21 protein-coding genes and 1 other RNA gene are annotated in these 19247 nt (G+C 53.6%); 7 read left to right on the forward strand and 15 right to left on the reverse strand.

Annotated features, from left to right (window positions below; genetic code table 11):
* Nucleotides 1-2: 2 nt before the first annotated feature.
* Nucleotides 3-857: a tagatose bisphosphate family class II aldolase gene (locus tag Y71_RS02910; protein ID WP_007369957.1), complete on the reverse strand. Its 855-nt coding sequence runs from the start codon at nucleotides 855-857 to the stop codon at nucleotides 3-5.
* Nucleotides 858-1046: 189 nt separating this feature from the next.
* Nucleotides 1047-2618, reverse strand: coding sequence for a galactarate dehydratase (gene garD / locus Y71_RS02915; RefSeq protein ID WP_007369958.1), 1572 nt, complete (start codon nucleotides 2616-2618; stop codon nucleotides 1047-1049).
* 423 nt (nucleotides 2619-3041) lie between these two features.
* Here garD and Y71_RS02920 point away from each other — a divergent pair, with 423 nt between their 5' ends.
* From Y71_RS02920 to rnpB, 5 genes are all read left to right on the forward strand, one after another.
* Nucleotides 3042-4379 (forward strand): MFS transporter, encoded by a 1338-nt coding sequence (locus Y71_RS02920; protein ID WP_007369960.1) that lies wholly within the window; start codon nucleotides 3042-3044, stop codon nucleotides 4377-4379.
* 26 nt (nucleotides 4380-4405) lie between these two features.
* Nucleotides 4406-5176, forward strand: coding sequence for a 2-dehydro-3-deoxyglucarate aldolase (gene garL, locus Y71_RS02925; protein ID WP_007369961.1), 771 nt, complete (start codon nucleotides 4406-4408; stop codon nucleotides 5174-5176).
* A 31-nt stretch (nucleotides 5177-5207) separates the two neighbouring features.
* Entirely contained in the window at nucleotides 5208-6098 is an 891-nt protein-coding gene (gene garR, locus Y71_RS02930; RefSeq protein WP_035887912.1) for a 2-hydroxy-3-oxopropionate reductase, read from the forward strand.
* A gap of 104 nt (nucleotides 6099-6202) precedes the next feature.
* Nucleotides 6203-7348: a glycerate 2-kinase gene (gene garK, locus Y71_RS02935; protein ID WP_035887910.1), complete on the forward strand. Its 1146-nt coding sequence runs from the start codon at nucleotides 6203-6205 to the stop codon at nucleotides 7346-7348.
* Nucleotides 7349-7380: 32 nt separating this feature from the next.
* An RNA gene (rnpB, locus tag Y71_RS02940) (RNase P RNA component class A) lies at nucleotides 7381-7760 on the forward strand.
* A 419-nt stretch (nucleotides 7761-8179) separates the two neighbouring features.
* Here rnpB and Y71_RS30320 read toward each other — a convergent pair.
* Nucleotides 8180-8338: a protein YhaL gene (locus tag Y71_RS30320; protein WP_007369966.1), complete on the reverse strand. Its 159-nt coding sequence runs from the start codon at nucleotides 8336-8338 to the stop codon at nucleotides 8180-8182.
* A gap of 25 nt (nucleotides 8339-8363) precedes the next feature.
* Nucleotides 8364-9065, reverse strand: coding sequence for a pirin family protein (locus Y71_RS02945; RefSeq protein WP_007369967.1), 702 nt, complete (start codon nucleotides 9063-9065; stop codon nucleotides 8364-8366).
* 106 nt (nucleotides 9066-9171) lie between these two features.
* Here Y71_RS02945 and Y71_RS02950 point away from each other — a divergent pair, with 106 nt between their 5' ends.
* Nucleotides 9172-10068, forward strand: a complete 897-nt coding sequence (locus Y71_RS02950) for a LysR family transcriptional regulator (RefSeq protein ID WP_007369968.1) — start codon at nucleotides 9172-9174, stop codon at nucleotides 10066-10068.
* A 5-nt stretch (nucleotides 10069-10073) separates the two neighbouring features.
* Here the strand turns inward: Y71_RS02950 and Y71_RS02955 are convergent, their stop codons facing one another.
* The 11 genes from Y71_RS02955 to Y71_RS03005 all read right to left on the reverse strand — a co-directional run bounded on the left by Y71_RS02955 (nucleotide 10074) and on the right by Y71_RS03005 (nucleotide 17354).
* Nucleotides 10074-10439 carry a DUF805 domain-containing protein gene (locus Y71_RS02955; RefSeq protein WP_007369969.1) on the reverse strand — a complete coding sequence of 122 codons (366 nt, stop codon included), beginning with the start codon at nucleotides 10437-10439 and terminating at the stop codon, nucleotides 10074-10076.
* A 123-nt stretch (nucleotides 10440-10562) separates the two neighbouring features.
* Nucleotides 10563-11549, reverse strand: coding sequence for a glutathione S-transferase family protein (locus tag Y71_RS02960; RefSeq protein WP_007369970.1), 987 nt, complete (start codon nucleotides 11547-11549; stop codon nucleotides 10563-10565).
* A gap of 76 nt (nucleotides 11550-11625) precedes the next feature.
* Nucleotides 11626-12018, reverse strand: a complete 393-nt coding sequence (locus Y71_RS02965; RefSeq protein ID WP_007369971.1) for a DoxX family protein — start codon at nucleotides 12016-12018, stop codon at nucleotides 11626-11628.
* Nucleotides 12019-12212: 194 nt separating this feature from the next.
* Nucleotides 12213-12503 (reverse strand): YqjK-like family protein, encoded by a 291-nt coding sequence (locus Y71_RS02970; RefSeq protein ID WP_007369972.1) that lies wholly within the window; start codon nucleotides 12501-12503, stop codon nucleotides 12213-12215.
* Nucleotides 12500-12898 (reverse strand): phage holin family protein, encoded by a 399-nt coding sequence (locus Y71_RS02975; RefSeq protein WP_007369973.1) that lies wholly within the window; start codon nucleotides 12896-12898, stop codon nucleotides 12500-12502. Before Y71_RS02975 ends, Y71_RS02970 begins: the two co-directional genes overlap by 4 nt.
* Nucleotide 12899: 1 nt before the next feature.
* Complete coding sequence (locus Y71_RS02980) at nucleotides 12900-13202, reverse strand: ElaB/YgaM/YqjD family protein (RefSeq protein ID WP_007369974.1); 303 nt, start codon at nucleotides 13200-13202, stop codon at nucleotides 12900-12902.
* 39 nt (nucleotides 13203-13241) lie between these two features.
* A complete protein-coding gene (locus Y71_RS02985; RefSeq protein ID WP_007369975.1) occupies nucleotides 13242-13610 on the reverse strand; it encodes a DUF1090 domain-containing protein in 369 nt (122 codons plus the stop codon).
* 147 nt (nucleotides 13611-13757) lie between these two features.
* The gene (gene mzrA, locus Y71_RS02990) at nucleotides 13758-14144 is read right to left on the reverse strand and encodes an EnvZ/OmpR regulon moderator MzrA (RefSeq protein WP_007369976.1); all 387 of its coding nucleotides are present in this window, start codon (nucleotides 14142-14144) and stop codon (nucleotides 13758-13760) included.
* Between the two features lie 5 nt (nucleotides 14145-14149).
* A complete protein-coding gene (yqjA, locus tag Y71_RS02995) occupies nucleotides 14150-14812 on the reverse strand; it encodes a DedA family general envelope maintenance protein YqjA (RefSeq protein ID WP_007369977.1) in 663 nt (220 codons plus the stop codon).
* A 335-nt stretch (nucleotides 14813-15147) separates the two neighbouring features.
* Nucleotides 15148-15924, reverse strand: a complete 777-nt coding sequence (gene exuR / locus Y71_RS03000; RefSeq protein ID WP_007369978.1) for a transcriptional regulator ExuR — start codon at nucleotides 15922-15924, stop codon at nucleotides 15148-15150.
* Between the two features lie 131 nt (nucleotides 15925-16055).
* The gene (locus tag Y71_RS03005) at nucleotides 16056-17354 is read right to left on the reverse strand and encodes an MFS transporter (protein ID WP_007369979.1); all 1299 of its coding nucleotides are present in this window, start codon (nucleotides 17352-17354) and stop codon (nucleotides 16056-16058) included.
* A gap of 465 nt (nucleotides 17355-17819) precedes the next feature.
* Between Y71_RS03005 and uxaC the strand changes: the two genes are divergently transcribed.
* Entirely contained in the window at nucleotides 17820-19232 is a 1413-nt protein-coding gene (gene uxaC / locus Y71_RS03010) for a glucuronate isomerase (protein ID WP_007369981.1), read from the forward strand.
* Nucleotides 19233-19247 lie beyond the last annotated feature (15 nt).

Raw genomic sequence — 19247 nt, forward strand, 5'->3', positions numbered from 1 at the left:
CGTTACAGCTTGCCTTCGCAGCCGCAGACGCCGATCACTTTGCGCACCACCTCTTTCATGGCCGTTTTGGCCGGAACCATGTAGTGGCGCGGATCGCTGGCATCCGGGTGCGAAGCAAACCAGGCCTTTAACGCGTCCGAGAAGGCGATTTTCAGTTCGGTAGCGACGTTCACCTTGCAAACGCCCAGCGCGATGGCACGGCGAATATCCGCTGCGGGCAGCCCGGATGCGCCGTGTAAAACCATAGGAATATCAACCTGTTGGCGTATTTCCGCCAGCCGTTCAAAATCGAGTTTCGGCTCGGCGGTATAAAGGCCGTGTGCGGTGCCAATCGCCACTGCGAGCGAATCAATACCGGTTTTCTCGACGAAATCTTTAGCCTGTTGCGGATTGGTGTAGCGGGTGTCTTTTGCATCGACAATCAGATCGTCTTCCTGTCCGCCGAGGCGGCCCAGCTCCGCTTCCACGCTGGCGTCGTAGCGATGGCATAAATCCGTTACCGCTTTCACCAGCGCAACATTGTCGTGGTAGGGGAAGTGGGAACCGTCAATCATCACCGAACGAATACCGGCCTGAACTTTGGTTTCTATGTCGCTGAATGTTTCATGGTGATCGAGATGAATGGCCAGTGGCTGGTTGAAGTGGCTGGCCAGATTACCGGCGATAGCGACCAGATTGCCGACGCCTGCATAACTGAATGTCCCTGGTGTGCCCGCAACAATCAGCGGAGAGCGCAATTCGGCAGCAGTTTCGACTACCACTTGTAAGGTTTCGAGATTGTGGATATTGAAGGCGGGCACCGCGTAACCTTCACGTTGTGCTTTGTTAAGCATGGTTTTCGTCGAAATAATATACACACAGCCTCCGAAATCTTTCGTTTGTTTTCTTCGAAAGAATCTATAGGCTTTCGTAATGTTTTTTTGTGATTGGTGTCTGGAAAATGAAAATTTCGAAAGTGAAAGGAAGTTTGTGAAAGGAAAAGCAGGCAAAAAAAAGCATGGCCGAAGCCATGCTTAAAAGTGAGGTTTACGTTTTTGTTATTAAAATCAAGTCACCGGAGCCGGGTTAAATACTGCCAGCTGGTTATGCAGCCCCCACTGATCGGAGAAGGTTTTCTTACGACCGCTGGCGACATCAAGGATAAAGTGGAACAGCTTCCAGCCCACATCCTCGATAGTCTCTTCGCCGGTTGCGATCGTCCCGGCATTGATATCCATTAAGTCATACCAGCGATTTGCCAGCTCGGTGCGGGTCGCCATTTTGATTACCGGTACGGCAACCAGGCCGTACGGCGTGCCACGCCCGGTGGTAAACACTTGTACGGTGATCCCGGAAGCCACCTGCTGCGTACCGCAGACGAAGTCGCTCGCCGGTGTTGCGGCATAAATCAGCCCGCGTTTGGTCGGACGTTGTCCCGGAGAGAGCACTTCAGAGATGGCGCTCTTACCGGATTTCGCGATCGAACCCAGCGCTTTTTCCACGATATTCGCCAGGCCGCCTTTTTTGTTCCCCGGAGAAGGGTTGGCGCTGCGGTCGGTTTTACCCATATCGAGATAGTTATCGTACCAGGCCATCTCTTCCAGCAGGCGTTTGCCCACTTCTTCGTTGATGGCACGCGGCGTCAGCAGGTGAATCGCATCACGTACTTCGGTCACTTCGGAGAACATCACCGTACCACCGCAGCGAATAATCAGGTCGGAGGCATAGCCCACCGCCGGGTTCGCCGTCACGCCGGAGAATGCATCGCTGCCGCCACACTGCATACCGACTACCAGTTCAGAAGCCGGGCAGGTTTCACGTTTACGCTGGTTCAGCTTCGCCAGGTGGCGCTCGGCAACCTGCAGAATATCGTCAACCATTGAGCGGAAGCCCACATGCTGCTCATCCTGCAAACGAACAATACTGGCGCTGTCAACCGGAATGGCTGTCACATCCTCGGTCCCTTCCAGCAGACGTTCCGGCTGCAATTTTTCACAGCCCAGGCCAATTACCATGACTTCGCCGCCGAAGTTCGGGTTCAGCGAAATGTTATGAATGGTGCGAATGGGAATGACTGCCGCCGGTGCATTAATGGCTACGCCGCAGCCATACAGGTGATTCAGGCCGACCACGCCGTCAACGTTCGGGTATTTCGGCAGCAGATCGCGCTCAATGATCTTCACGACATAATCCACCACGCCCGCAACGCAGTGCACGCTGGTGGTCAGGCCGAGCAGGTTCTTGGTGCCGACGCTTCCATCCGCGTTGCGGTAACCTTCAAAGGTATACCCCTCCAGCGGCGGCAGTGGCTCCGGGACTTTCGTCGCCAGCGGCAGTGTATTCAGCGGCGGTGCTTTTGGCAGCTCAACCATGGATTCATCAATCCAGCTACCGCGGGGGATATCGCGCATGGCGTAGCCAATGATCTCACCATAGCGCACGATTTCGCCGTGATGGGGGATATCAACCAGCGCCACTTTATGGCCTTGCGGAATATGCTCAATTAGCTCGAGACCGTCCGGAAAACGGGTTCCCGCCTTTAAGCCATTGTCATTGACGATGATAGCGACATTATCCGTGTCGTGTACCTTAATATAAAACGCCCCTGGCGGTTGCTGTCTAATTTCAATGTTGGACATTGTCAAGTAATCTCCAGCTAACTTATACGATGCATTGCTCTATAAAAGCGGAATCATTCTTTATTCTGGAATTAATATCGGGAATAAAAATCTTGTTTGCTGAAATAAGAATGTCAGGAGTTTAAATATTAAAATGTGATCTAAATCACTTATTATCTCGATTCCCCATCTGGCGGGGCTGCATATTGCAAGATCTGTGCATCAGCGCCCAGGCTTATGTGCAAATGCTCAAAATAATCTTTTCAGATAATGTTAAAATTGAGCAACCCACCAGTGTGTGGTGCCTTGTCGGTGATTATACTGAAGGCTAATAAAATCAAAGTGCCATTATCTGATAATAAGTTTCGAGTGCTTAAATAAAATCAGATAAGAAACGTCTCAATAATTATATTTTAAAGTTAGCGGCGCCCAAGGAAATTAAAAATGACTATCGAAGATTCTGTCGTGGAAACAAAACGGGGGTTGCCGACCCGTTATTTAATTCTGCTGATTATATTTATTGTAACCGCAGTGAATTATGCAGACCGCGCCACATTGTCCATTGCCGGGACCGAAGTGGCGAAAGAGCTGCAACTTGACGCTGTATCGATGGGCTACATTTTTTCGGCTTTCGGCTGGGCTTACCTGCTGATGCAAATCCCTGGCGGCTGGCTGCTTGACCGCTTCGGCTCTAAAAAAGTGTATACATGGAGCCTCTTTTTCTGGTCGCTCTTTACTTTCCTGCAAGGTTTTGTCGACGTTTTCCCGATCGCCTGGGCCGGCATTTCCATGTTTTTCATGCGCTTTATGCTGGGCTTCTCTGAAGCGCCGTCATTCCCGGCGAATGCCCGCATCGTTGCGGCCTGGTTCCCGGCGAAAGAGCGCGGCACGGCATCAGCGATTTTTAACTCTGCGCAGTACTTCTCACTGGCGCTGTTCTCGCCGTTGCTGGGCTGGCTGACCTTTGCCTGGGGCTGGGAACATGTCTTCACTGTGATGGGCGTGATCGGTTTTGTGCTGACCTTCGCCTGGGTGAAATTTGTTCACAACCCGACCGATCACCCGCGTATGAGCCGCGAAGAGCTGGAGTATATTGAGAAAAATGGCGCGGTTGTCGATATGGACCACAAAAAAGCCGACGATGGCAAAAATGCGGGTCCAAAAATGGATTATATCAAGCAGTTGCTGTGCAACCGCATGATGCTCGGCGTGTTCTTCGGGCAATACTTCCTGAACACCATTACCTGGTTCTTCCTGACATGGTTCCCGATTTACCTGGTGCAGGAAAAAGGCATGTCGATCCTGAAAGTGGGATTTGTTGCTTCCATTCCGGCGCTGTGTGGTTTTGCCGGTGGCGTACTGGGCGGGCTGTTCTCTGATTATCTGATCAAGCGCGGTTCAACCCTGACGATGGCGCGTAAATTCCCGATTGTGGTCGGGATGTTACTGGCTTCCAGCATCATTCTGTGTAACTACACCGATAACACGGTGATGGTGGTCGCACTGATGGCGCTCGCTTTCTTCGGTAAAGGTTTTGGCGCGCTGGGTTGGCCGGTTATCTCCGACGTCGCGCCGAAAGAGATTGTCGGTCTGTGCGGTGGTGTATTCAACGTATTTGGTAACGTGGCTTCTATCGTGACGCCGCTGGTCATCGGATACATGGTTAAAGAGTTGCATTCTTTCAACGGTGCGTTGGTGTTCGTAGGCTGTTCAGCGCTGATGATGATGGTCTGCTATCTGTTCGTGGTCGGCGACATCAAACGTATGGAATTGAAGAAATAAGCAACGACACATTTAAGGTACAAAAGATGAATAACGATATCTTCCCAAACAAATTCAAGGCCGCGCTGGCGGCCCAACAGATTCAAATCGGTTGTTGGTCTGCGCTGGGTAGTCATATCAGCACTGAAGTTCTGGGCCTGGCAGGCTTTGACTGGCTGCTTCTGGACGGCGAACACGCCCCAAACGACGTGCTCACTTTTGTACCGCAATTAATGGCGTTGAAAGGCAGCGTCAGCGCACCGGTCGTGCGTGTACCGACTAACGAGCCGGTGGTTATCAAGCGCCTGCTGGATATCGGCTTCTACAACTTCTTGATCCCGTTCGTGGAAACCGAAGAAGAAGCGGTAAATGCGGTAGCGGCAACCCGTTATCCGCCGGAAGGCATTCGCGGCGTGTCGGTTTCGCATCGCGCCAATATGTTCGGCACCGTGCCGGATTACTTCCGTCAGTCCAACGCCAACATCACCATCCTGGTACAGATCGAAAGCCAGGCCGGTGTGGATAATCTTGATGCAATCCTTGCCACCGACGGCGTGGATGGCGTGTTTGTCGGCCCAAGCGATCTGGCGGCGACGCTGGGTTATATCGGTAACGCGGCGCACCCGGAAGTCCAGCGCACCATTCAGCACATTTTTGCCCGCGCGAAAGCACACAACAAACCGAGCGGCATTCTGGCGCCGGTAGAAGCTGATGCTCGCCGCTACCTGGAATGGGGCGCGACCGTCGTTGCGGTTGGCAGCGATTTGGGCGTGTTCCGTTCGGCGACGCAGAAACTGGCCGACACCTTTAAAAAATAACCAAACCACCCTTTAAAAGAGAGACGCAATTATGACGATGAAAGTTGGTTTCATTGGCCTTGGCATCATGGGTAAACCAATGAGTAAAAACCTCATTAAAGCAGGTTACTCACTGGTGGTCGTGGACCGTAACCAGGAAGCGGTGGCTGAACTTATCGCTGCAGGCGCGGAAACGGCAGCGAACGGGAAAGCGATTGCTGAGAAGTGCGATGTCATCATCACCATGCTGCCGAACTCCCCACACGTGAAAGAAGTGGCACTGGGTGAGGGCGGCATTATTGAAGGTGCTAAAGCCGGTACCGTGCTGATCGACATGAGTTCCATCGCACCGCTGGCCAGCCGTGAAATCAGTGACGCGCTGAAAGCGAAAGGCGTGCAAATGCTTGATGCGCCGGTAAGCGGCGGCGAACCGAAGGCGATCGACGGTACGCTGTCTGTGATGGTTGGCGGCGACAAAGCTGTCTTCGACAAATACTACGACCTGCTGAAATCCATGGCCGGTTCTGTCGTGCACACCGGTGATATCGGTGCGGGCAACGTCACCAAACTGGCAAACCAGGTGATTGTGGCGCTGAACATCGCTGCGATGTCTGAGGCGCTGACACTGGCAACCAAAGCCGGCGTTAATCCGGATCTGGTGTATCAGGCTATCCGTGGTGGTCTGGCAGGTAGTACCGTGCTGGATGCGAAAGCGCCAATGGTGATGGATCGCAACTTCAAACCGGGTTTCCGTATCGATCTGCACATCAAAGATCTCTCCAACGCGCTGGATACGTCGCATGGCGTGGGCGCTCAACTGCCGCTGACCGCTGCAGTGATGGAAATGATGCAGGCGCTGCGCGCTGATGGTCTGGGCAACGCCGACCACAGCGCCATTGCTTGCTACTACGAGAAACTGGCGAAAATCGAAGTTACTCGTTAATTAAGAAGGGCGCGGCTCTGCGCCCTGGATTTCTTGTACATCCACATCTTCGGGCCGCAGTGGGCCTGAAGAGTGAAGTGCGCGGCACTATCAGGCTCACAATTATGAAAATCGTAATCGCCCCAGACTCTTATAAAGAAAGCCTTTCCGCTACTGAAGTAGCTCAGGCGATAGAAAAAGGATTTCGGGAAATTTTTCCTGATGCTCACTACGTGTCAGTTCCGGTTGCCGACGGTGGTGAGGGAACAGTTGAAGCCATGATTGCTGCCACTAAAGGTATTGTGCATACCGCGCACGTTACAGGCCCGCTGGGGAATGATGTTGATGCCCGGTGGGGGATGTCCGGCGACGGGAAAACCGCTTTTATTGAAATGGCGGCGGCCAGCGGTCTGGCGCTGGTGCCACCGGAATTACGTAACCCTTTGATTACCACTTCGCGCGGCACCGGGGAACTTATTTTGCAGGCGCTGGAACATGGGGCGAACAATATTATTATCGGCATTGGCGGCAGTGCGACCAACGATGGCGGTGCGGGCATGGTACAGGCGCTGGGCGCCAAACTGACCGATGCGAACGGCACCGAGATTGGTTACGGCGGCGGCAGCCTGATGAGCCTGAATGCGATTGATATTTCCGGGCTGGATCCGCGCCTGAGCGATTGTACGATTCGCGTGGCCTGCGATGTGACTAACCCGCTGACCGGCGAGCAGGGCGCATCGCGTATTTTTGGGCCGCAAAAAGGGGCCACCGAAGCGCTGATCGTTGAGCTGGATCGAAACCTTGGTCACTTCGCCGACGTCATCAAAAAATCGCTGCGAGTGGATGTGAAAGAGGTGCCAGGCTCCGGCGCGGCAGGCGGTATGGGCGCGGCGCTGATGGCTTTTCTCGGCGCGGAACTGCGCAGCGGTATTGAGATTGTGACCCAGGCGTTGAATCTCGAAGAGCATATTCATGACTGTACGCTGGTGGTGACCGGCGAAGGGCGTATCGACAGTCAGAGCATTCACGGTAAAGTGCCGGTCGGCGTGGCACATGTTGCTAAAAAATACCACAAACCAGTCATCGGGATTGCCGGCAGTCTGACCAGCGATGTTGGCGTGGTTCACCAGTACGGTATCGATGCGGTGTTCAGCGTGTTGACCGGCATTACCACGCTGGAAGAGGCGTTCCGCGGCGCGTTTGATAATATTTACCGCGCGTCACGCAATATTGCGGCCACATTGCAGGTCGGAATGCTGACGGAAGGGTGACAGGCGCGCGCAAACCCACTATACTGCGCGCCGAAGCTGACCAGACAGTCGCCGCTTTGTTGCAGTCCTCCTTCGGGGGAGACGGGCAGAGGGGAGGAAAGTCCGGGCTCCATAGGGCAGGGTGCCAGGTAACGCCTGGGGGGCGCAAGCCTACGACCAGTGCAACAGAGAGCAAACCGCCGATGGCCCACGCAAGTGGGATCAGGTAAGGGTGAAAGGGTGCGGTAAGAGCGCACCGCGCGTCTGGCAACAGTTCGCGGCACGGTAAACTCCACCCGGAGCAAGGCCAAATAGGGGTTCACAAGGTACGGCCCGTACTGAACCCGGGTAGGCTGCTTGAGCCAGTGAGCGATTGCTGGCCTAGATGAATGACTGTCCACGACAGAACCCGGCTTATCGGTCAGTTTCAATTTTTCAGGCAAAACCCGCTTCGGCGGGTTTTTGCTTTTTTGCTTTTTTGCTTTTTTGCTTTTCTGCGGCTCTGCGGCGAGAGATGAATGACTGTCCACTCCGCTTTCTATGTAAAGAACGCGGCTTACCGGTCAGCTTCAGTTTTTCAGGTAAAAACCCGCTTCGGCGGGTTTTTGCTTTTCTGCGGCCTTGCGGCGAGAGATGAATGACTGTCCACTCCGCTTACCCGGCCTACGCCCGGACCTGCAATCCCACACTCCCGCTACGCCAGGCGCATGGCGATATTCCACTGAACAGAGCATGCGAATTAAATCTCTTGCGCTTCTGCCTTCCCCGTTTTGGGAAAACAGCTTTATTGTCGTAGAGAAGTATCGCTGGGGAAATGTATAAAGATGCCCCGGCATAAACCGGGGCGGGAGATTAGGCGGCGTCTTCTTCCGCCTGCCGGATTTCGGCTTCGGCGACGATGGCTTCCAGCTCGGTCAGCATCTCTTCAAACCCAAAGGCCGGAAGCGGTTCATGGAGCGTAGGCTGTGTGTGGACGCTCTCAACAGATATTTTAGTTACGCTGCTATTCATATACTCACCTGCTAAAACATAACTGTCACACTGGTAAATCTATCAGCAAAGCGCGCAACGGCGTATCGGCAACTAACGTTATGTTAGCCTCATCACGAATAAAAGCGCCGTCGCCGCAGGTCAGGGCTTCCTTCGCTTCGCAATGCGTAACCGCATGCACCGTGCCGTGGATCGATTGCAGATAGGCGCGCGGGCCATGTAACTGAATTGTCAGCTCTTCGCCTTTTTTCAACTCGATATGGTGCAGCCACACTTGTTGGCGCAGTTGCAAACTGCCCTGGTTGCCATCCGGCGAAGCCAGCAGTTGTTGCGCTGCATCGGCAATCGTCATTTTCTGTACCGGCGGATTTTCGCGCTCCGGGCAGGCATCAAGCCACAACTGCATACGCGTTAACGACTTGTCTTTGCTCAGGTTATGTTCGCTATAGCTGATGCCTGGCTGAGTGGCAATAAGCAGCGCTTCACCGGCTTTCGCCTGGACATGGTTCCCTTCGCTGTCGCGGTATTCCGCTTCACCTTCAAGGATCAGGTTCAGAATATCCACTTTCGGGTAGGCCCGTGGCTGGAAGGAGGCACCTGGAGCAAGGACTTCCTGGTTCAGTACACGCAGGGAGGCATAACCTAACAGTTTCGGGTCAAAGTAATGTCCAAAAGAAAAAGTGTAGCGGGCCTGAAGCCAGCCGAAGTCAGCTTGTCCGCATTGTTTTGCAGTACGGGTAGTAATCATCGTTATTGACCTCTCTTTACTTAAAACAATGTTAAAGGTATGGACGATGCATTGTTAGCCAGATATTCTGCCCGGTATGTTCAAATTTACTGAATGAGAACAATAAATGGCGAAAGAAAGGGCACTTACGCTGGAAGCGTTGCGCGTGATGGATGCGATTGATCGACGCGGAAGCTTTGCCGCTGCGGCGGATGAGTTGGGGCGCGTTCCTTCCGCACTCAGCTACACCATGCAAAAACTGGAAGAAGAACTGGATGTGGTGCTGTTTGACCGCTCCGGCCACCGGACCAAATTCACTAACGTCGGGCGTATGCTGCTGGAGCGCGGGCGCGTGCTGCTGGAAGCGGCAGATAAACTGACGACCGATGCCGAAGCGCTGGCGCGCGGTTGGGAAACGCATCTGACGCTGGTCACCGAAGCGCTGGTGCCGACGGTTGAACTCTTCCCGCTGGTGGAGAGGCTGGCGGCGAAAGCCAATACGCAATTATCGATTATTACCGAAGTGCTGGCCGGGGCGTGGGAGCGTCTGGAGCAGGGGCGTGCGGATATCGTTGTCGCGCCGGATATGCACTTTCGTTCCTCCTCGGAAATTAACTCCCGCAAGCTCTACTCGGTAATGAATGTGTATGTTGCCGCGCCGGATCACCCGATTCATCAGGAGCCGGAACCGCTGTCGGAAGTCACTCGCGTGAAATACCGTGGCGTGGCGGTGGCGGATACCGCTCGCGAACGGCCGGTATTAACAGTACAACTGCTGGATAAACAGCCGCGTCTGACGGTCAGTACCATTGAAGATAAACGCCAGGCGTTGCTGGCCGGCCTCGGCGTGGCGACAATGCCTTACCCGCTGGTGGAACAGGATATTGCCGAAGGCCGGTTGCGGGTGGTGAGCCCGGAATATACCAGCCAGGTGGATATCATTATGGCGTGGCGTCGCGACAGCATGGGTGAAGGGAAAGCCTGGTGCCTGCGTGAAATCCCCAGGTTGTTTGCCGGTAAATAAAGCTTTCAGGGAAACGCTTTCGGCTGCGGCCCAAAACGGTTCTCCTCCGGCGTACTGCGCTGGCTGTAAAAGGCCAGCAACATTAACCAGCCCAGCACCGGAAGCAGGAGCAACAACAACCAGCGACCGCGGCGATCGGTATCGTGCAGGCGGCGAACCTGCACCGCCAGCGAAGGCACCAGTACCAGTAACGTGTAAATCAGGCTCAATGGGCCAAACCCGCCGTCAAAGTGCCAGCCAAGAATGTGGTCCACCGTCATCAGCACGCCGCAAAGGATGATGTTGACCAGCGCGAACATCCAAAACTCGCGTCGGTGCGCCCGTCCGTGGAAGGTGGCATAGTTACCCAGTACCTTAAAATACCAGTCCATTTTTAACCTCGATCAACGGTCAATTCGTTGTTTTCTAAACGATCAAAGTAAGAATAGACGGCAAAAATACAAAGCGATAAATCCGGCGGGAAATAATTTGGGCGCGCTAACGCGCCCGAAAGATCAGGCGAAACGAATGTCGCGCCCGTGAGGTTCATCCAGATCCTGCCACGGCCCGACAGAGATAATCCCGGTTGGGTTGATGGTTTTGTGGCTGCGGAAATAGTGATTGCGGATATGCGCAAAATCGACGGTTTCCGCAACGCCCGGCATCTGGTAAATATCGCGCAGAAAACCGTGCAGATTGAGGTAGTCGCTGATGCGGTGTTTATCGCATTTAAAATGGGTGACATATACCGGATCGAAGCGGATAAGCGTAGTCCACAGGCGAATATCAGCTTCTGTCAGCCGATCGCCGGTCAGATAACGGTGCTGACCCAGGATCTGCTCCAGCCGTTCCAGCGAGGTAAAGACATTCGTCACGGCTTCGTCGTATGCCTGCTGGCTGGTGGCGAAACCCGCTTTATAAACGCCATTGTTGACGTTGTCGTAGATCCAGCTATTAAGCTCATCGATTTGCGCGCGCAGTTCCGGCGGGTAGTAATCCCCGGCTCTGGCGCCCAGCCCGTCAAAGGCGGTATTGAACATGCGGATAATTTCCGCTGATTCATTACTGACAATGGTGTGATTCTTTTTATCCCACAGCACCGGCACGGTGACGCGGCCGCTGTAGTGTGGATCGGCATGCAGATAAAGCTGATAGAGAAATTCGTGCTGATAGAGGGTATCACCGGTCGCTGCCGGGAAATCGTCATCAAACGTCCAGCCATTTTCCAGCATCAAAGGGTGAACGACGGAAACTGAGATAAACGGCTCCAGACCTTTCAGTTTACGCAGGATCAGAGTGCGGTGCGCCCATGGGCAAGCCAGTGAAACATAGAGATGATAGCGATCTTTCTCTGCGGCGAAGCCCCCTTCGCCGGAGGGGCCAGCCGCGCCGTCGGCAGTGAGCCAGTTGCGAAATGCGGAAACGGAGCGCTTAAACCGCCCACCGGTGGATTTGGTGTCATACCAGGTGTCGTGCCAGACGCCGTCAATCAGTTGTCCCATTTTGCTTCCTCCTTCTGATAGCAAAAAAGCGAGGAGTGAACTCCTCGCTTTGATCTCTTTACTCAGTATAGAGTGCTTACCATTTTTTATTCAGCACGCGGTCGATGCTGATGGCACCCGGACCGGTGATACCCAGCAGCAGATAGCCGCCAGCAATGGTCAGGTTTTTCATAAACATCAGAGAGTTCACGCCTTCCGCAAAGTTGCTGTGGAAGATGAATGCGGTCAGTAGTGTGAAGCCCGCAGTGAACAGCGCGGTGGTACGGGTCAGGAAACCGAACAGAATTGCCAGACCGCCGCCGAACTCAAGCAGGATGGTCAACGGCAGCAGGAACCCCGGCACGCCCATTGCTTCCATATATTGCTGTGTACCTGCATAACCGGTGATTTTTCCCCAGCCAGCCACGATAAACAGAATCGGCATCAGGATACGTGCGACCAGAAAACCAACATCTTCTAATTTTTTCATCTTTCTCTCCAGGGGGCCACTACCGCGGCTATCAGTAAATAGTGTGCAATTACGGGCATATGCCGCGTGCTTGCTGTTGATGGAGAGGATAGTAATCGTGGCGGGAAAAGATTGTTAGCAAGGAAAACTGTCGAATCTTTTCAAAAAAACTGAGTAAGAAGAGAAGGGCGGTCGTCAGGACCGCCCTTAACGCATTAACGCGGTGAGTTAAGCGTGGTTTTAACCAGGCGCCACAGGCTCCAGATGCCGAGACCGCGTTTACCCCAGCGCACCAGCATATTAGGATGGCGAACCGACCAGACAGCGAGCGCGCTGCTGCCAATTAATGCCCATGAACGCAGGCTGAGCAAGGTATTCCAGCCGCGATCGTAAGGGCTGGTCGCTTCAAGCCAGTCACGACGCCCGGCGGTGAGATCCAGCCGTTGCTGCTGGATCTCGCTGAGCAGGCGCGCTTTACGTTTCAGACGCTCTGCTTTGCTACTCACGATTTATCGTCCTCCAGCAGGGCGCGGTCATTTTCAAGCTCCTGCCGGGTATGGCGCAGCAGTGTTGATGCGCGCGCTTTGCGTAGCGTCCAGATGCCGCCAATCAGCGCCAGCACCAGTAACACTACCGTGGTGGCAATCATCGCGTTCAGGCGATATTGCGGATCAATGGCCCAAATAATCAGCACCATCAGACTCATCAGGCCAAATGCGGCAAAAAGCATGGTCAGACCCAGCATCATCAACAGCTGGAACAGATTGGCTTTCTCTTCTTCCAGCTCGACAACCGCCAGCCGCAGGCGGGTCTCAACCATCTCTACAAGGATCGTCAGAATACGCTGACCAATCCCCAGTGCGCTTTTGCCTGGCCCCTGCGCGTGTCGTGGCTCCGTCATATCAACGACGCGTCAGCAGCACGCCCAACACCACCCCAATAGCGGCACCGATGCCTACACTGGCCCATGGGTTTTCGCGGACATATTCATCAGTACGGGCGGCGGCTTCACGCGTTTGTTTGGCGATAACATCGCCCGTTTCGCCGAGGCGATGACGACTCTCACGCAAAGCCTGCTCAGCTTTTCCCCGCAATTTACTCAGCTCTTCTTTCGATTTTTCACCAGAATTACTCAGCACTTCTTCCAGCGTATCCGCGAGGGATTTCAGTTCAGCGCGCAAATGATCGGCATTATCTTTTGACATAATTTTCTCCAGGTGAGTGAGTGGTAACGTCCTTAAAAATCAGTAATCGCGAGCCTCCAGCTCTTTCAGTTCAAGCTGTGCTTCTTTCAGCTTGTGTTCGCGTTTGCTTATTTTCTCCGCATCGCCTTTCTGCTTTGCTTCCGCCAGATCGCGACGGCGCTCGGCAACCTCTTCTTTCTGCTCGGCTATTTTTTTCTGGTGGGCGGCGCGGAGTTGGGTATCTGAACAGTTAGCGCGCATTTCATGCAGCGCCTTTTTCAGCCCCTCAATTCGGCTCTGGTTGTTATGCTTTTCGGCATAACTGATTTCGCGCTGGATATCATGTTCTTTCTCCTGACAGGGGCTTGCAGCCTGTGCAACAGCGCTCAGAGAAAGAAGAACCAACGCCAGTGCGATGCGGTTTTTCATCATCGAAACCTTCCATTGTTGGCCAGCGAAACGGTCGTTGCGCCAGCATCCAGTTGTACAAAGTGAACCCTGGTTCCGTTTACTCAAGCATAGTAAGTAAACCGATAAACACCAAAGTGAGTGAAAAGATTCAGAATCCTGGAAGGATTAACCGAATCGGTGAGTGGTAGTGCGCAGAAGCGCCAGCCACGCAGAGGGTTGGCCGTTTTCATCATCCTGGGCGGCGATGATATAGCCACGGGGCAAGGTACGATCGAGGACGGCTTTCGCCGCTGCGCTTTGGTCGCTGGATTCGAAAGTAATCAATAACGTATCGTTTTTCGGCGTAATACTTTTGAATTGGATGCCGTTGGCATCCAGATGGTGCCAGACGGAGAAACCATCCGGCACGCTGACGTTCTGCGTCGCCGGGCGAATCGCCAGCGTGGATTCACGGTTTTGCAGCGTCGCCCAGGCAATGAACATGACGCTGAAAATCGCCATCGTAATGAAACCCATTAATAACCGGCGCAGGAAGGGACGTTGCAATTCCATGTTTCTTAGCCTCGATCGCGATATTTTTTCTTCCACAGCACTACCAGTGAGCCGACAAGGCCAATCACCAGCAATACGACCGGAAGCAACATCAGGCAGGACATCAGCGCGTCTTCATACTTACGAAACACTGGCGTCTTACCCAGCAGGTAACCGAGCGATGTCAGAATCAACACCCACAGCAGGCCGCTCATCCAGTTGAAGAACTGAAAGCGTGCATTACTCAGACCAGAAAGTCCGGCAATCGTTGGCAACAATGTGCGAACAAAAGCAATAAAACGCCCGATTAACAGTGCGGAAAGGCCATGCTTATGGAACAGGTGGTGCGCGCGTTGGTGATAATGCGCGGGCAGATGCGACAGCCAGTTTTGTACGATGCGCGTATTGCCAAGCCATCGTCCCTGGATGTAGCTCAGCCAGCAGCCAAGGCTGGCCGCAACGGTCAGGAGGAGGATGGTTTGCGGGTAGCCCAGCGCGCCTTTGGCAATCAACACGCCGATCAGCACCAGAAGACTATCACCAGGCAGAAACGCCGCCGGAAGCAGACCGTTTTCCAGAAATAAGATGACAAATAAAACAAAATAGAGCATGCCGATCATGCCGGGATGCGAAAGCGTTTCGAAATCCTGGCTCCAGAGGGCATGAAGTAATTGGCTTAAAAGTTCCATTCGGTGTTCCTGGTACATCGGTTTACGTCAGTCTGTTACTGGCACAGAACAACACGGCGGCGGGCTCTAATATATTATGACCGCGCATGGCACATCCGGGTGCGATTGTTATGCAGCTAAAAGACGCTGTGAGTAAGCGCTAACTCATTCAATGGCGAAATGCATCTAATTGTAACAAAAGCTGACCATGTGCGTCAGTCAGAATAACGCTCGCAAACGATTTTGCTTGCCAGGAGAGGGGGTGGCGAGGGTATTTACAAAGGCTGACACTCTATACCATTCACTGACCCAAAAAGGGGGCGGCGCAGCGTAAGTGTGCGCCTGCATAGCGGTTTTTATTTCGTGCCGGTAGCGGCAGCATCAAGATGGACCACCGGGTTTTCGGCAAACAGGTAGCGGTCAGCGTTGAACTCAAAATCATCACTGGTTTCGTTAAACAGCATCTGCTTGGTATTTTCCAGGTGTTGCCACATCGCCACTTTCGCCGCGTGCGGATCTTTGCGGATCAGCGCCTTCAGAATTTGGTCATGATCGTCACACCAGTTATCGACGGTGCGTAAATCGATATGATCGTGCAGTTTTTTCCAGTACGGGTTATGTACGCGCTGCGTCCACATCTTCTCGACAATCGCCGCCAGTGCGCTATTTTGCGTTGCCAGTGCGACCTGAACATGGAATTGCAAATCCCATTCTGAATCGCGGAAGCACTTCTCTTTGCGGGCGTTATCCTGGATTTCCATCAGCTTCATAATGTCCTGTTTCGTCACCTGAGTGGCGGCGAACTCAGCGATATTACTCTCGATAAGCTGACGAGCCTGCAACAGTTCAAACGGGCCGTAATTGGCAAACTCCAGGCTCTCATCCGGCGCTTGCGTATGGCGCGGCTGGTTGGAAATGACATGGATGCCGGAGCCTTTGCGAACTTCAACGTACCCTTCCACTTCCAGCATAATGATCGCTTCGCGAACCACGGTCCGGCTGACGCTTTTCTCATCGGCAATAAAGCGCTCAGCGGGCAGTTTGTCCCCCACAAGATACACGCCTTGCTCAATACGGCTCTTAAGCTCGGCGGCAAGCTGCTGGTACAAACGACGTGACTCGGAAATTTCCATATAGGCTCCAGGGAAAAGAAAGGCGAGAGTAGATTTGTTATACCACTTTTACCGCATTCTCACCATCATCTGTGACGAAAAAGCCGCCTTGAGGCGGCTTTTACATCGTTCTGTCATACTTCCGTGAATCGCTAATTTTGCGCAGCGGTTCCGCCAACCGTATGATTCACCACCTCTTCGGCGGTCTGGTTTTTCAGCACCGTCCAAATCACCACGGCGCCCATCAGGTCAAACAGTGCCAGCACGGCGAACAGCGGGCTGAAACCGATGGTATCCGCAAGTGCACCGACGACCAGAGCGAACAGCGTACTTGCGGTCCAGGCAGCCATACCGGTCAGGCCATTTGCCGTTGCCACTTCATTACGACCAAAGACGTCAGAAGAGAGCGTAATCAGTGCGCCGGACAGAGACTGGTGAGCAAAACCACCGATGCACAGCAGACCAATTGCAACGTACGGGCTGGTGAACAGGCCGATCATGCCTGGGCCGATCATCAGCAGTGCGCCCATGGTCACCACCATTTTACGGGAAACGATCAGGTTGACACCAAACACGCGCTGGAACAGCGGCGGCAGATAACCCCCCACGATGCAACCCAGGTCAGCGAACAGCATCGGCATCCAGGCGAACATGGCGATTTCTTTCAGGTTGAAACCGTACACTTTAAACATGAACAGCGGGATCCAGGCGTTGAAGGTACCCCAGGCCGGTTCTGCCAGGAAGCGCGGCAGTGCGATACCCCAGAACTGACGGGTGCCCAGAATCTGCCAGACGGACATTTTCTTGCCGTTGTTGGTCTGGTGCTGTGCTTCCTGACCGCCAATGATGTATTCGCGTTCTTCTTCGCTCAGTTTTTTCTGGTCACGCGGGTGTTTATAGAAGAACAACCAGGCCATTGCCCATGCGAAACTCAGCACACCAGAGATGATGAACGCCATTTCCCAGCTGTGCATCACAATTGCCCACACCACCAGCGGCGGAGCGATCATAGCACCGATAGAAGAACCGACGTTAAAGTAGCCAACGGCGATAGAACGTTCTTTCGCCGGGAACCATTCAGACGCGGCTTTCAGGCCTGCCGGAATCATGGCTGCTTCAGCCGCACCTACCGCACCACGCGCCAGCGCCAGGCCGCCCCAGCTGCCTGCCAGCGCTGTAGCGCCACAGAATACAGCCCAGGTGATCGCGAAGAAGGCGTAACCAATTTTGGTGCCCAAAATATCCAGCACATAGCCGGCCACAGGCTGCATAACAGTATAAGCCGCGGAATACGCTGCAATGATGTAAGAATATTGCTGGGTAGAAATGTGCAGCTCTTCCATTAATGTTGGAGCCGCGGCTGCCACTGTGTTACGTGTCAGATAGCCCAATACGGTGCCGACCGTCACCAGAGCTATCATGTACCAACGTAATCCTTTGATTTTACGCATGTAAACCTCATCGTTATGTTATTACCGCTAGCGCGGTCACCCTTCGATCGTGTTCGGAGGATGAAAACGGGAGGACGTAACCGGGAGAGTCCCCGGTACGGCCCAAACCTTGCCACAAGTAAGCGTTTTTTTAATCCGGCATCCGTACCGTCAAGACCGATTTAATGAGTTATCGGGAATGCATTCCGTCGGCTATGTGTTCGACGGCTGAAAGATAACTTGTCATACAACTTGAAAAGGTGAGTGATATCACAAAAGTGTTTTTCTTTGTGTGGTCTTTAACTTTGCCGGGAGAAGCCAGATTTGGCGCGGTCTGGCGGGGTATTTATCGCGCAGAAGCGTAAATTTTTGTCCGTTTTTATTGATCCAACTCACGAAAATATCTTCGGTCTATAGAAATTGGTGTGATAACTTTGTCAGCATCAAAGGTAAGCATCAGACGCACTCGTTGAGAGGAAGACGATAATGACCCCGTTTATGACTGAAGATTTTCTATTAGATACCGAATTTGCGCGCCGCCTGTACCACGACTACGCCAAAGACCAACCGATTTTCGACTATCACTGCCACTTACCGCCGCAACAGATCGCTGAAAACTACCGTTTTAAAAACCTGTATGACATCTGGCTGAAAGGTGACCACTACAAGTGGCGCGCGATGCGTACCAATGGTGTGCCTGAGCGCCTGTGTACCGGCGATGCGTCCGATCGTGAGAAGTTTGACGCCTGGGCGGCGACGGTGCCGCACACGATCGGTAACCCGTTATACCACTGGACACATCTTGAGCTGCGTCGCCCATTTGGTATTACAGGTAAGCTGTTTTCTCCGGCGACTGCGGATGAAATCTGGGAGCAGGGCAATGCACTGCTGGCGCAGGATAAATTCTCCGCGCGCGGCATCATGCAGCAGATGAATGTGAAAATGGTCGGCACCACCGACGATCCGATCGACTCTCTGGAGCATCACGCATCTGTCGCCAAAGACAAAACCTTTAACGTCAAAGTGCTGCCAAGCTGGCGCCCGGATAAAGCGTTCAATATTGAACAGGCGACCTTTAACGATTACATGGCGAAACTGGGTGAAGTGTCCGATACCGACATTCGCCGCTTTGCCGATCTGCAAACTGCACTGGCCAAACGTCTGGATCACTTTGCGGCGCACGGCTGTAAAGTTTCCGACCATGCGCTGGATGTTGTGCTGTTCGCCGAAGCCAGCGAAGCAGAGCTGGATAGCATCCTGGCCCGCCGCCTGGCTGGTGAAAGCCTGAATGAAAAAGAGATCGCGCAGTTCAAAACCGCAGTACTGGTCTGGCTGGGTGCGGAATACGCGCGTCGCGGTTGGGTGCAGCAGTACCACATTGGCGCGCTGCGTAACAACAACCTGCGCCAGTTCAAACTGCTGGGGCCGGATGTTGGCTTTGACTCCATCAATGACCGTCCGCTGGCAGAAGAGCTCTCCAGACTGCTGAGCAAGCAGAATGAAGAAAACCTGCTGCCGAAAACCATCCTCTACTGCCTGAACCCGCGCGACAACGAAGTGCTGGGCACCATGGTCGGTAACTTCCAGGGTGAAGGTATGCCGGGCAAAATGCAGTTCGGCTCCGGCTGGTGGTTTAACGACCAGAAAGATGGCATGGAACGTCAGATGACCCAGCTTGCGCAGCTCGGCCTGCTGAGCCGTTTCGTCGGCATGTTGACCGACAGCCGCAGCTTCCTGTCTTACACCCGTCACGAGTATTTCCGCCGCATTCTGTGCCAGATGATTGGCCGCTGGGTGGAAGCAGGCGAAGCGCCGGCAGATATCCAGCTGCTGGGCGAGATGGTGAAAAATATCTGCTTTAACAATGCGCGTGATTACTTCGCAATTGAACTGAACTAAGGCCGTTTGAGGTTG

The organism is Kosakonia radicincitans DSM 16656 (assembly GCF_000280495.2).
GTDB classification, from domain to species: domain Bacteria; phylum Pseudomonadota; class Gammaproteobacteria; order Enterobacterales; family Enterobacteriaceae; genus Kosakonia; species Kosakonia radicincitans.